The sequence below is a fragment of the Segatella copri genome (assembly GCF_015074785.1).
Taxonomy (GTDB): domain Bacteria; phylum Bacteroidota; class Bacteroidia; order Bacteroidales; family Bacteroidaceae; genus Prevotella.
This window is the reverse complement of sequence record NZ_CP042464.1, coordinates 1,202,280-1,214,376: the sequence shown is the minus strand read 5'-3', so window position 1 is coordinate 1,214,376 and position 12,097 is coordinate 1,202,280. Positions and strand designations below refer to the sequence as shown.

Here is a 12,097-nt window from a genome sequence, read left to right as displayed (position 1 = left end):
ATAAAGAATACAACGTTTTTAGGATAATTATATGATTAAAACTGTGATTTTTGATATGGGTGGTGTCATCATCACCCTCGACGAGAATGAGGCAGGCAAACGTTTCATTGAGTTGGGTATGAAGGAGTTTGCAGAGAAGATGGACCCTTATAAGCAGGTTGGCTTGAACGGCCAGCTGGAAGAGGGCAAGATTTCCGAGGAGGAATACCGTCGGGAAGTGTGCAAGAAGATTGGCCGCGAGGTAACCTTCGAGGAACTGCAGCATTGCTGGCTGGGCTACATGAAGGAAATTCCAGAACGCAATCTGGTTACTCTCCGCAATCTTAAGAAGCAGGGCTACCGTGTAATCTTGCTCAGTAATACCAACCCTTATGTTTCTGCCTGGGTAGACAGCGAGGCATTCTCCGGCGATGGTCATCCTATTGGTGATTATTTCGATGCGATGTACCGTTCTTATGAGGTGAAGTATATGAAGCCGGATGAGAATTTCTTCCGTTATGTCCTTTCTCAGGAGAAGATTATGCCAGAGGAGTGCCTGTTTATTGATGATGGTCCCCGTAACTGCTGCTCAGCATCTGAGTTGGGTCTGTTTACTTATTGTCCGCAGAATGGAGAAGACTGGTGCGATAAGATTTATGAGCATTTGAAGTAATTATTTGTGGTGATTATTTGCACTAAAATGCAAATAATTGCCATTTTATTTTGTGCTCTGCAATAAAAAATGTACTTTTGCAGTCGCAAATATTAAATACATAATACAATGATTAAGAAGAAAAGATGGCATTGCTTGCCAGGTCAGCCTCTTACAGAGCTCGACAAGCAGGTAATGTTTTGGGAAAACAAGGGTAAACTTGTTCCTACCCGTGACTTGATTAAAACTCCAGAACAGATAGAAGGCATCCGCAAGAGTGGTGTCGTAAACACCGGTTGTCTCGATGCGGTAGCAGAGATGATCCGTCCGGGAATCAACACCCAGGAGATTGATGATCTCTGCATGCAGTATTGTAAGGATCATAATGCCATTCCTGCATGCCTCAACTACGAAGGCTATCCTAAGAGCGTTTGTACTTCTATCAACGAAGTAGTTTGCCATGGTATTCCTAAGGAAGAGGATGTGCTCGAAGAGGGCGATATCATCAATGTGGACATGACAACCATCGTAGATGGCTATTACGCTGATGCCAGCCGTATGTTCATCGTTGGCGGCAAAACTACTCCTGAAAAAGAGCAGCTGGTTCGCGTAGCCAAGGAATGCCTGGAAATTGGTATGGAGGTTGCCAAGCCATACTCGTTCGTAGGTGATATCGGTCATGCTATCGAGAAGCATTGCAAGAAGTATGGCTATGGCGTGGTTCGCGATCTTTGCGGTCATGGCGTAGGTTGCAAGTTCCATGAAGAGCCTGAGGTTCTTCACTATGGTCATAAAGGCACGGGCATGCTGCTTGTTCCGGGCATGGTGTTCACCATTGAGCCAATGATTAACATGGGAACCTGGCAGGTATTCATCGATGCCGACGATCCATACGGATGGGAAGTAATCACCGGTGATGAGAAACCATCTGCACAGTGGGAGCACACGCTTGTGATGACAGAGACAGGTGTGGAGATTCTTACACACTAGTGTTAGTTAATAGTTGATAGTTTATAGTTAATAGGGCATTCTTGCTTGAGTCTCATGGATAAGGTGTTTTATGCTATAAACTATAGTTAGTTAATAGTTGATAGTTAATAGTTAATAGGGCATTTTTTGCTTGAGGTTTATGCTATAAACTATAAATTATAAATTATAAACTTTGATATAACTTTGATATAATGAAGGATATATATATATTAGGTATAGAGAGCAGCTGCGACGATACCTCTGCCGCAGTGCTCAAGAATGGTGTGCTGCTGAGCAATGTAACCGCCTCTCAGGAGGTTCACAAGGCTTATGGCGGTGTTGTTCCGGAGTTGGCTTCCCGTGCCCACCAGCAGAATGTGGTTCCAGTCGTTGACCAGGCCATCGCGCGTGCCGGCATCAAGAAGGAAGATCTTTCTGCCGTAGCCTTCACCCGTGGTCCGGGTCTGATGGGCTCGCTTCTCGTGGGTGTAAGCTTTGCTAAGGGATTCGCCCGTTCGCTCAATATCCCGATGATAGATGTAAACCATCTGCAGGGTCATGTGATGGCTCATTTCATCAAGGAGAGCGATGATGACCAGAGCGCACCTCCATTCCCATTCATCTGTCTTCTCGTGAGCGGTGGAAATTCGCAGATCGTAAAGGTGAATGCCTACAACGATATGGAAGTGCTGGGACAGACCATCGATGATGCGGCTGGCGAGGCTATTGACAAGTGTGCCAAGGTGCTGGAGTGGGGGTATCCTGGTGGTCCTGTCGTAGATAAGTATGCACGCCAGGGCAATCCGAAGGCATTCAGTTTCTCTGAGCCTCATATTCCGGGTTTGAACTACAGTTTCTCAGGTTTCAAGACAAGTTTTCTCTACAGCTTGCGCAAATGGGTGGCTGCTGATCCTGACTTTGTTGAGAAGAACAAGTACGATCTGGCTGCCAGCATAGAGTTTACCATCGTTGATATTCTGATGAAGAAACTCCGCATGGCTGTCAAGCAGACCGGCATCAAGCATGTGGCTGTAGCTGGAGGTGTGAGCGCCAATAATGGTTTGCGCAACGCTTTCCGCGACCATGCCAAGCGCTTCGGCTGGACTATCTACATCCCAAAGTTCAGCTATACTACCGATAATGCGGCGATGATAGGCTGCGTGGGAACCTTCAAGTATCGTGATGGTGAGTTTGCAACCATCGACTTGCCAGCCTATAGTAAAGTAACATTTAAGTAATTAAGAGTTTATAGTTTATAGTTAATAGGGCAATCTTGTTTCAAGGTGGTTCATGCTATAAACTATAAATTGTAAACTGTAAACTAAAAAAGATGGAATTTGAAACAAAGATATTGAGCAAGGGCATCCAGGAGATGCTCTACAACAGTGACAAGACAGTAGGCACAGCAGAGAGCTGCACAGGCGGTCGTATCGCCGAGGCGCTGATTTCTGTGCCAGGTGCCAGCAATTACTTCAAGGGTGGTGTAGTAAGCTACACCAACGAGGTAAAGGAGAATCTTCTGGGCGTGAGCCATGAGGTTCTGGAGGAGCAGACTGCCGTTTGCGAAGAAGTGGCTAGGGAGATGGTGCTCGGCACAATCAAGACCCTGAATGTAGACTTCGCCATTTCAGCAACGGGCGTGGCTGGTCCAACGGGTGGAACTCCAGCCATTCCTGTGGGCACAATCTATGTAGGTTATGGCGATAAGAACGATGTTCGCGTGGTAAAACTCACCGATGATTTCGGACGTGACATCAACCTTGCAATTGCCACAAATACAGCGCTTAAAGGCATGCTCGAATTCTTGAAAGAACATGCAGAAGAACTTAAAAAAGAGGCTTAATTGCTAATTTAAGGCTACTAAATATTAATAATCCTTAAAAGATAGCGTTCTTTTAGGGATTATTTTGTTATTACCAAATTATTTTGTAATTTTGCACTCTGTTTGGAATAGGTATCAATTAACGAATTACAAAATTAAAGATAGAAATGTCTAAGATTTGTCAAATTACAGGTAAGAAGGCACAGTTAGGTTGCAATGTGTCTCACTCAAAGCACCGTACAAAGAGAAGCTTTGATGTTAACCTCTTCAGCAAGAAATTCTACTATGTAGAAGAGGGTTGCTGGATCAGCCTCAAGATCAGTGCTGCTGGTCTTCGTCTTATTAATAAGGTAGGTCTCGATGCTGCTTTGAATCAGGCAGTAAAGAAGGGCTACGTAGATTGGAAGGACATTAAAGTTATAGGAGAATAAATATCATGGCAAAGAAAGCAAAAGGTAATAGAGTACAGGTTATCCTCGAGTGCACTGAACACAAGAACAGTGGTATGCCAGGTACAAGCCGTTACGTGACTACAAAGAATCGTAAGAACACTCCTGAGCGTCTTGAGTTGATGAAGTACAACCCAATCCTTAAGAAGATGACTCTTCACAAGGAGATTAAGTAAGTTTAGCTTACAAGTTTAATAATTTTATCAATTTAAATAGACTATGGCAAAGAAAGCGGTCGCTACCCTCCACGAAGGTAACATGGATGGTCGCGCATATACAAAGGTTATCAAGATGGTTAAGAGCCCTAAGACTGGTGCATACGTTTTCGATGAGAAGATGGTACCAAACGAGGCTGTTAAGGATTTCTTCAAGGATTAATTTTCTTGCAGATGATGCATCGTTGAATTAAGATTACATCAAAATTCAAATATAAAGATAAAGGTCGCTACCCAATTAGGGTAGCGACCTTTTTTTAGTGTGTCGGTGCTGGGGGGTAACTCCCCACATCTACTCTATTAGCCGTAGATTACTCCAGTCCATCGCCGCTGCCAGGAGTGGTGGTGCCGCTGTCGCCGCCAGGAGTGGTAGTGCCGCTGTTGCCGCCGCTAGGGGTAGAGCCGCCGCCTCCGTCGTTGTCCTTGCCGTCGCCCGGCACAGAGCCCTCGTCGGTAGTTTTGCCGTAGGTGTCATACTCCTCTATGCGGCATTTCTTGCGCAGCTCAGCGTTGCTCCAAGTCTTGGTGTTGCGCACGATGAGGTGTACGCCCTCCACGCTCGCTGCCGATACCTTGTCCTTGGTAGCCTCGGCACGTGATGTCATACCGATGGAGAAGAGACCCAGGTCGGAGAGACGTACGCTCTTGCCATCGAGGATGAGCTCTTGCAGGCAGTCGAGTGTATCCATCAATACGCCGTGTACGGTGCCTCGGCTGTAAGGAGAGTTGTGCTCCGAGATGTGAGTTACAAACTCCTCGAAGTTCATCTCACGGTCAGTTACAGCAGTTGCGTAATACATCTGCTTGTTCTTGTTAGGTCCGCTCTGAGGAGTGCGAGTTACTTTACGATACTTCAATGTTCCTTTTGTTGCCATAGTTCTTTTTGTTTTAAAGTGATTGAAAAATAGTTTATACCCCCATGCATGATAATAGTTTATAGTTTAAAGTTTATAGTTTATAGCAGTCTTGCTATACGGCGAAGCCGCTATTAACTATTAACTATCAACTATCATACCCCCATGCATGATGTTACTCCGAGGGTAGTGCCGAGCGCCGTCAAGATTGTGAGTACAATCTGAAAAATCTGTTTCCAAGTTTCTTTCTTCATAATTTTCTAGTTTTTTAGTGATTAATAATGTTCTTGATTACAGGTGCAAAGGTACTACATTTTTCCTACACCACCAAAAATCACCTTGCAGAGTTATGTGAAATTCCATTAACATTTCTGCCATAGATTGTGAGGGGAAAAAACATGGAAATTAGAACTTTTTACGTTAAATACATATTTGATAAGTAGATTTTGAAGAAAATATTTGGAGAAATCAAATAAAACCAGTATCTTTGCAGCACTAGAATCCGCCACGCTTCCCATAGAACAGCGTACCAGGGCGGAACTTTTTGTTTATATGCGTATGGAATATATTAATCCACCACTTGGTTCCGTTCTTTGTTGCTTGTTATATTGGCTCAATGCCATTGATCCACGAAATGAATTATGTGCTAAGTTCAAGGACTTATTGTCACAATATCCAGAAGTTGACACGAATGCCATGGGATTTCCTAAACATTGGCAAGATGAGCCATTGTGGAGATAGCAGTTTGGTGTTCGGATAAGCTATATCCGAACACCGCCTACTATCTCCATAAAGGTTCATTTTCCCATCCTTGCGGAAAGCCCATGGCATGCAAATCTACATTAGAGTATTTTGCAAAGAGTTTGAGTAGAGAACTTTTCAAGTCCATGCAAGGTTTAATAGTTTGTTCCAAATATAATAAGGTGCATAGCTGATGGTACAACTTGATAGGCTTCTGACTTGGAGTAATCCAATTGAGAGGAAGTCGGTTCGGTAATTGAGGTTTCAAGGCAAAACGCCTATTCCATATACGTGCATGATGAGCACAGCAATTACGAAGTACGGTAATGCACCTTATCCAACTTTCCAAATAAGTGTATTGAGGAAGTCCAAACTCTCTTGCCACTTGCTTCTTTAATCGATTGTCCTTAAACAGGCAAAACAACTTGGAAAGAGTACCAAATGAAACAACCTCCAAGGTCTTCCACACGGGTGGAAGAGCTGGATAATTATATTTCTCGGAATGTTCCTTGATGAAATCTTCATTTGAGCGAGACACCTCTTTCTTGATATTGTCAAGACAACCTTCATAAAACTCTGCATCCTTGAACAATGACGAATCCATAAACCAAAATGCCCCATGTTCCATTGAGAACACTTGAATCATCTTGGTTCGGAGAGAAATCTCAATATCTTGGATAGCCTTGAATATAAGTTGGCGTAGTTCTTTATCAAAGAGATAAAGGTTGATGGCTTGCTCGAATGTACTGCCGGATTTGTAAAGATGCTGTTGTCGGTCTTGCTCCATGTATCGAAGATAACTAGCGATACGGAAATAGCTGATATTGCGAAGCTGTAACTTGGCTGTAGCAACATCCTCTATCATTAGTCCTCTGTTTTGGAGCAAGGCTAATTGTTCATCTATATTTATCGGTTGTTTGTCGTAGTTCATATACCCATATAAAAAGCGAAGTCCCACCGTGGTACGCATCGTTGAGAGGCGTGGTGGGATTTGTTGCTGCAAAAATACGCTTTTTTGTCGGAATCTCCAAATATTTTCTTAGAAAACTGCATTTTATGCATGGGATTTAACACAAAAAGTTCTAATTGCCATAAAATTCTCATCGTAATTCATAGGATATTTAGAAAATTATCGTATCTTTGTCCCCGAATTAAGGCGTTCTTTGTATATTGCAAAATACAGAAACTAGCAGAAGTCCGCTCGTTTCCATATTGTTACCTATATAATATAGGCAAACGCCCAACTTCTTGATTTTCAATCAAAGTCCAATTTAGAGCGAGTTATTTTTTTTATGTTAAAAAAACTAACTCATAGTTTTGTGGGTCATAACTCATAGCTTTGTGATGAGATAGTCATAGTTTTAGGGGCAATGAAAGTATGCATCTCGATACCGCTAAAAAATCGATTACAAATTACAATTTCAGTTATTACAGTTTTATTTTGACCCAATATCACGCTTTTAAAATGTAAGTATAGAAAAGTATATATAAATATTAGTAGTAACAGATTGTTACTACCTTTAAACCCTTATACCCCCTCAGGAAAAAACTGTAATAACTGAAATTGTAATTACCGTAATACAAATAATCTTCAAAAATCCTTGGTTGTTTCAAAAACATTTCTACCTTTGTGGGCAGCATTGCTTAAGCATCCAGATGAAGCTTTGATGGATGACATCGGGAAAATAAATGTTGCTATATGAGAAACTAATCTTATATTGATGCAGCAACAAAGATTAATCCCGCCTCGACGTATTTAAAACTTTGTCGGTGTGCGGGATTTTTTTTGCTTTATAGAAAGACAGGTCAAGGACTTGTCGGAGTATGCAAAATATAAGGGTTTCGAAGTCTGCAAGGTCTTTGAGGAACACATCTCTGGCGCAAAGAAGAATGATGAGCGTCCAGTGTTGTGTGAGGCAATGGAGTTCTGTAAGGAAAAGCGCATCAGCATTTGCATCGGCAGCAAGTACATTCACAAGGATAATCTAAAAAAGGTTCTCTCTACATAAGAATGGAGAGCACCGATGATGGTTAAAAGATATGAAAAAAGATGCTCCCGTTTTTAACTTCAACTGTTTTAGATGGTCTTTATATTGTGACTATATTAGTAAAATAGAGAATAATAAAATTATGAGAAGATTATTTGTAAGTCTGATGCTGACTTTGACAGCATTCATAGCAAACGCCCAGCCTTCTGCCATCGCTCCACATGACTATCAGCAGATGCTGAAGAAGGGAATAGATGTAGATTGGTGGGGAAGAAGTGAGAAAAATAAATATGGTGCCTATTCGGAAACAGCTGTAAAGAGATTTGCACAGCAAGGTATCAAGCATGTAAGATTCCGCCTGCATCATTATCATTTCACGGATGAGGATTTCAAGAGACTGTTTTCGCAGATAAATACCTGCATGCAGAATAACCTGATTCCAATTATAGCCTTCTCCGCCAAACCTTATAAGGAGAATCCAAATGCTGAGGAGCATGAGAAAGTAGTAGAGTGGTGGAAGATAATGGCTGAAAGATGCAAGGATCTCTCGCCAAAGGTTTCGTTTGATTTGATTGTAGAACCTTCGGACAAAGTAAAAAAGGATGTGGCAGAACTCAACTCTCTTTATGAGGATTGTGTGGCGACTATTCGCAAGACCAATCCAAAGCGAATAATCTTTATAGCCCCTCCGAAACTGTCTCATCCAGAAGGTCTTAAAAACTTGAAGATTCCTTCGATGGGAAACGGCTATCTGATGGCAGAATGGCATTTCTATGCAGCTGGTCCCAGCAAGTCAAACGACAAAAAACGCTGGACTTCAGGTACGGCAAAAGAAAAGCAACTGATAAAGAAAAGTATCAAGGTTGCAGTTGATTGGCAAAAGGAAACTGGTATTTATACATGGGTTGGGGCTTGGATGCCTGGAGATTATAACAAAGGCGATAATTATAGTGTAAAAGAACAGATAGAATTTGCTTCATTCATGACGCAGCAACTTGATAAGTATGGAATCCCCTTTGCTATTAATTCCGATGATAAGTTTTACGATTATCAAGCAGAACAATGGATTCCCCAATATAAAGATTTGTTGAATACCTTAATTCCGCAACACTATAGTTTAATATTATTTATAAGTGCCTGAGCAACAAAAAAGTTACCCAGGATTTTGCCATGTCAGAATTTTCACTTACCTTAGTGTTGCGAAAAGAAGACAAGCAAAACTCTAATATGACATGGCAAAGATACAAATAAAATCTGAGAAACTCACTCCTTTTGGGGGAATTTTTTCGATTATGGAGCAATTTGATGCTCTTTTAGCTCAAACCATAGATTCCACCTTGGGATTGAGATGCACTATGTTTGGTTATCAATATAGCGAGATTCTACGCTCTCTGATGTGCGTATATCTTTGTGGTGGCTCATGCATTGAGGATGTTACAACTCACCTGATGAAACATTTGTCTCTTCATCCAACTCTTCGCACTTGCAGCGCAGACACCATATTACGTGCTATCGAAGAACTGACTTTTAAGAGCATCACCTATAAGTCTGCTTCTGGCAAATCCTATGATTTCAATACTGCAGACAAGATGAACTGCTTACTGGTCAATGCCCTGCTTGCTACTGGTCAATTGAAATCCGGTCAAGAGTATGATTTTGACTTTGACCATCAGTTCATTGAAACAGAGAAGTATGATGCAAAACCAACCTACAAGAAGTTCTTGGGCTATAGTCCAGGCGTAGCTGTCATTAACGACATGATTGTTGGTATTGAAAATAGAGACGGCAACACAAACGTACGCTTCAACCAAAAAGAAACTTTGGAAAGAATCTTCAAGCGATTGGAGGCTTCGGAAATATATATTTCTCGTGCCCGCATGGATTGCGGCTCATGTTCGGAGGAAATCGTAGATATGGTAGAGGCTCATTGCAGGCATTTTTATATTCGTGCCAACAGATGCTCTTCTTTCTACGATTCCATGTTTGCCTTAACTGGATGGAAAACTGTTGAAATCAACGGTATTGAGTTTGAGTTGAATTCTATCCTTGTTGAGAAATGGAAAGGAAAACCGTATCGTCTTGTCATACAGAGACAAAGGCGAATAGATGGAGACCTTGACATTTGGGAAGGCGAATATACCTACAGATGTATACTGACTAACGATTACAAGTCGAGTGCAAGAGACATCGTGGAATTCTACAATCTTCGTGGTGGCAAGGAACGCATCTTCGATGACATGAACAATGGCTTTGGCTGGAATCGATTGCCAAAATCGTTCATGGCACAGAATACTGTATTCCTGCTTATGACAGCTCTCATCAGAAACTTCTACAAAGCTATTATGCAGAGATTGAAAACCCATGAATTTGGATTGCGTGCCACCAGCAGAATCAAGACCTTTGTTTTCAAGTTCATCTCTGTTCCTGCGAAATGGATTAAGACATCACGTAGGCATGTATTGAACATTTACTCAGACAACAATGCTTATGCCAACCTGTTCAAGACAGACTTTGGTTAAAGACCATGCTTTTCTGGTTAAACCAGCGTATTACCTCAAGTCGCTTTATGGGGTAAGGGGATTTTGTGTCTGCGACATTTCTGTTGTGCAAGAAATATGTACAATAAAATGAATTTTGTCGCTTTGCAAGCAAAATCCCACTAAACCCTATAGGTTGCGGATTTGAGGGAATACAATATTTATGTGACATTTGAATGAGTCTTTGCGAAAAGAGCGGCCTTCGGGTCGCTCTTTTTTGTAATATATATGAGGACGTTGAAGGTGAACTTTCGCAAGTAAGCCCCACACGCCCTGAACCAACGGTCACCGGCCGAAGGGAATTGAAAATCGCTGGCCGAAGGGTAAAGCAAAGGTAAAGGGCAGAAGCTCCTAGCCCGTACTTGAACCACTTGCGAAACTTTGGTATATAATAATTACCCATGGTGGGGCGAGCTATCAAGTGGTAAATAAAGAGGTGCACCAGCAGTAACCTATGATAAGGAATTTTATAAAGGATTAACGACAATGTGCCGAGCACATCTACCGTAAATTTTCCAAAAAGTAGAAGGAACTGGTAGCTTCCGGGCTGCCAGTTCCTTTACTATAAAAATGCACACTTTTGCTAGATTTTTACTTAATTTTCTGTGAGATAGTAAAAAAATAGCACTCTTTTTGGGATTTAAGGAATCCTATATCGCTTGTTTATTCCAAATAAGAAAGCTAATTTTGAGGCAAAAATTGGAATAAGCTATGACTAAAGGTAGAAGTTACATCAACTCTTATGCTGATAGAATCATGAGAGAAAATATGATTGAGGAGGTGGGAACACTGCTCGATTTGATGATGAATGAGGATATGATGACCCCCAAGGAGATTCATATGGAGTTTGGTGTAGACCCTAAAACTATCGCTGCGCTGAGAAAGAAGAAGACATCTGTTACCTTTGAGAGCATCCGAAAGTTTTGTTATGTCATAGGCTATTACCTGATGAAAGAAGAGGCTGCCAGAGAAAGTAAGGTAAGATGGGGGAGAGACAAGGAGCAACAAAAGAAGGATGAGATGAATGAAATCAACAAACTGAAAGAGCGTTATGAGAAGATATATGGCATGATGGCTAGCTTCGTGGAGGATTTATATAAGAAGAAAGACTTGCGCCAAGTGGTGAAGAATGAGAGTTTGCCAGGGTAGCGCAACCTAATATGCTATTAATTAATAAATTTTTCTTGTAAAAATGAAAGTTCATATCAGAATGGGCGAAGATTATTTGCCTTAAAGACTACCGTATGCAACAAGGTTGTGTTCGGACACCGTTTGCTAGAAGTCCTTTCCCCAACGATAGGTAAACGTGACTTGTTCTTTATCATTAACATTCTAACAAGAAAAGGAAAATGTCGTTAGAAGAAATTTTTGCCCAGGCAATTCTGACTGGTGGAGTAACCATACTGAATTGCTCTGTAGTCATTGGTAGCAATGCGCAGGTGAGTGATTTTTTGCAGAATACAGCTGCTGGTACCCAAAATCTTAAAGTAGACCAGGAAATCAAGGTGGACCCCAGACTCAAGACTGAGAAGGCTGCCCTGATATGGAAAACACTGGCAGAACATAAGTATATTCATACTGAGGGCTCTTGGTATGTATGGGATCGTACGCAGGCTGAGTATGGATATATGGTGTATATCGTATCCGATATTCTGGGAGTGAAGCACCCTGCTAACAATACTATCATGTGGAAACCTTTTCAGGCCCTATTCTTGAATGCTTCGCATATCGAAGGTGTGGCTAAAGCATCGGTGAGCAATAACATATCACAGTTTAGTAATTATAATGCCTGGTGTAATGAGGCAAAAAATATTCGAAGAATTTTATTGGAATATATCTCTTGATGTTCAGATACTTATAGCTGATATAATCGTATAATATTATATAACAG

General features: G+C 41.5%; 16 protein-coding genes. 13 read left to right on the top strand and 3 right to left on the bottom strand.

From position 1 onward, the window contains the following. Nucleotides 1–31 precede the first annotated feature (31 nt). The 7 genes from FO447_RS05425 (at nt 32) to FO447_RS05395 (ending at nt 4,249) form a co-directional block, all read left to right on the top strand. Nucleotides 32–652 (top strand): HAD family hydrolase, encoded by a 621-nt coding sequence (locus FO447_RS05425; protein ID WP_118139447.1) that lies wholly within the window; start codon nt 32–34, stop codon nt 650–652. A gap of 108 nt (nt 653–760) precedes the next feature. After that, entirely contained in the window at nt 761–1,621 is an 861-nt protein-coding gene (gene map / locus FO447_RS05420; RefSeq protein WP_117693674.1) for a type I methionyl aminopeptidase, read from the top strand. Between the two features lie 191 nt (nt 1,622–1,812). After that, nucleotides 1,813–2,838 (top strand): tRNA (adenosine(37)-N6)-threonylcarbamoyltransferase complex transferase subunit TsaD, encoded by a 1,026-nt coding sequence (gene tsaD, locus FO447_RS05415; RefSeq protein ID WP_117693676.1) that lies wholly within the window; start codon nt 1,813–1,815, stop codon nt 2,836–2,838. Nucleotides 2,839–2,930: 92 nt separating this feature from the next. Beyond that, nucleotides 2,931–3,443 (top strand): CinA family protein, encoded by a 513-nt coding sequence (locus FO447_RS05410; RefSeq protein ID WP_117693679.1) that lies wholly within the window; start codon nt 2,931–2,933, stop codon nt 3,441–3,443. 146 nt (nt 3,444–3,589) lie between these two features. After that, nucleotides 3,590–3,853, top strand: a complete 264-nt coding sequence (rpmB, locus tag FO447_RS05405; protein WP_006849044.1) for a 50S ribosomal protein L28 — start codon at nt 3,590–3,592, stop codon at nt 3,851–3,853. 5 nt (nt 3,854–3,858) lie between these two features. Continuing rightward, nucleotides 3,859–4,047 (top strand): 50S ribosomal protein L33, encoded by a 189-nt coding sequence (gene rpmG / locus FO447_RS05400; RefSeq protein WP_006849045.1) that lies wholly within the window; start codon nt 3,859–3,861, stop codon nt 4,045–4,047. 43 nt (nt 4,048–4,090) lie between these two features. Continuing rightward, nucleotides 4,091–4,249 (top strand): DUF4295 domain-containing protein, encoded by a 159-nt coding sequence (locus FO447_RS05395; RefSeq protein ID WP_006849046.1) that lies wholly within the window; start codon nt 4,091–4,093, stop codon nt 4,247–4,249. Between the two features lie 148 nt (nt 4,250–4,397). Here FO447_RS05395 and FO447_RS05390 read toward each other — a convergent pair whose 3' ends face one another. Beyond that, entirely contained in the window at nt 4,398–4,961 is a 564-nt protein-coding gene (locus FO447_RS05390; protein WP_200758028.1) for an HU family DNA-binding protein, read from the bottom strand. Nucleotides 4,962–5,095: 134 nt separating this feature from the next. Next, nucleotides 5,096–5,194, bottom strand: a complete 99-nt coding sequence (locus tag FO447_RS05385; protein WP_153080643.1) for a smalltalk protein — start codon at nt 5,192–5,194, stop codon at nt 5,096–5,098. 205 nt (nt 5,195–5,399) lie between these two features. On the opposite strand from FO447_RS05385, the gene FO447_RS05380 reads away from it, so the two are divergent. Then, on the top strand, nt 5,400–5,681 hold the full coding sequence (locus tag FO447_RS05380) for a hypothetical protein (RefSeq protein ID WP_234699071.1): 282 nt from the start codon (nt 5,400–5,402) through the stop codon (nt 5,679–5,681). A 40-nt stretch (nt 5,682–5,721) separates the two neighbouring features. On the opposite strand, the gene FO447_RS05375 is transcribed toward FO447_RS05380, so the two are convergent. Beyond that, entirely contained in the window at nt 5,722–6,612 is an 891-nt protein-coding gene (locus FO447_RS05375) for an Abi family protein (RefSeq protein ID WP_200758026.1), read from the bottom strand. 841 nt (nt 6,613–7,453) lie between these two features. Between FO447_RS05375 and FO447_RS05370 the strand changes: the two genes are divergently transcribed. The 5 genes from FO447_RS05370 (at nt 7,454) to FO447_RS05350 (ending at nt 12,050) form a co-directional block, all read left to right on the top strand. Further along, on the top strand, nt 7,454–7,690 hold the full coding sequence (locus tag FO447_RS05370; RefSeq protein WP_234699070.1) for a recombinase family protein: 237 nt from the start codon (nt 7,454–7,456) through the stop codon (nt 7,688–7,690). Between the two features lie 121 nt (nt 7,691–7,811). Then, a complete protein-coding gene (locus FO447_RS05365; RefSeq protein ID WP_200758024.1) occupies nt 7,812–8,810 on the top strand; it encodes a glycoside hydrolase family 5 protein in 999 nt (332 codons plus the stop codon). 91 nt (nt 8,811–8,901) lie between these two features. Continuing rightward, complete coding sequence (locus FO447_RS05360) at nt 8,902–10,188, top strand: IS1380 family transposase (RefSeq protein WP_200756500.1); 1,287 nt, start codon at nt 8,902–8,904, stop codon at nt 10,186–10,188. A gap of 729 nt (nt 10,189–10,917) precedes the next feature. Beyond that, the gene (locus tag FO447_RS05355) at nt 10,918–11,355 is read left to right on the top strand and encodes a hypothetical protein (protein WP_118066721.1); all 438 of its coding nucleotides are present in this window, start codon (nt 10,918–10,920) and stop codon (nt 11,353–11,355) included. A 200-nt stretch (nt 11,356–11,555) separates the two neighbouring features. Next, nucleotides 11,556–12,050, top strand: coding sequence for a hypothetical protein (locus FO447_RS05350; protein WP_200758022.1), 495 nt, complete (start codon nt 11,556–11,558; stop codon nt 12,048–12,050). Nucleotides 12,051–12,097: the final 47 nt, after the last annotated feature.

Coding starts and splice junctions, on each gene's coding strand:
- FO447_RS05425 (WP_118139447.1), top strand. CDS start 32: ATGATTAAAACTGTGATTTTTGATATGGGTGGTGTCATCATCACCCTC.
- map (WP_117693674.1), top strand. CDS start 761: ATGATTAAGAAGAAAAGATGGCATTGCTTGCCAGGTCAGCCTCTTACA.
- tsaD (WP_117693676.1), top strand. CDS start 1,813: ATGAAGGATATATATATATTAGGTATAGAGAGCAGCTGCGACGATACC.
- FO447_RS05410 (WP_117693679.1), top strand. CDS start 2,931: ATGGAATTTGAAACAAAGATATTGAGCAAGGGCATCCAGGAGATGCTC.
- rpmB (WP_006849044.1), top strand. CDS start 3,590: ATGTCTAAGATTTGTCAAATTACAGGTAAGAAGGCACAGTTAGGTTGC.
- rpmG (WP_006849045.1), top strand. CDS start 3,859: ATGGCAAAGAAAGCAAAAGGTAATAGAGTACAGGTTATCCTCGAGTGC.
- FO447_RS05395 (WP_006849046.1), top strand. CDS start 4,091: ATGGCAAAGAAAGCGGTCGCTACCCTCCACGAAGGTAACATGGATGGT.
- FO447_RS05390 (WP_200758028.1), bottom strand. CDS start 4,961: ATGGCAACAAAAGGAACATTGAAGTATCGTAAAGTAACTCGCACTCCT.
- FO447_RS05385 (WP_153080643.1), bottom strand. CDS start 5,194: ATGAAGAAAGAAACTTGGAAACAGATTTTTCAGATTGTACTCACAATC.
- FO447_RS05375 (WP_200758026.1), bottom strand. CDS start 6,612: ATGAACTACGACAAACAACCGATAAATATAGATGAACAATTAGCCTTG.
- FO447_RS05365 (WP_200758024.1), top strand. CDS start 7,812: ATGAGAAGATTATTTGTAAGTCTGATGCTGACTTTGACAGCATTCATA.
- FO447_RS05360 (WP_200756500.1), top strand. CDS start 8,902: ATGGCAAAGATACAAATAAAATCTGAGAAACTCACTCCTTTTGGGGGA.
- FO447_RS05355 (WP_118066721.1), top strand. CDS start 10,918: ATGACTAAAGGTAGAAGTTACATCAACTCTTATGCTGATAGAATCATG.
- FO447_RS05350 (WP_200758022.1), top strand. CDS start 11,556: ATGTCGTTAGAAGAAATTTTTGCCCAGGCAATTCTGACTGGTGGAGTA.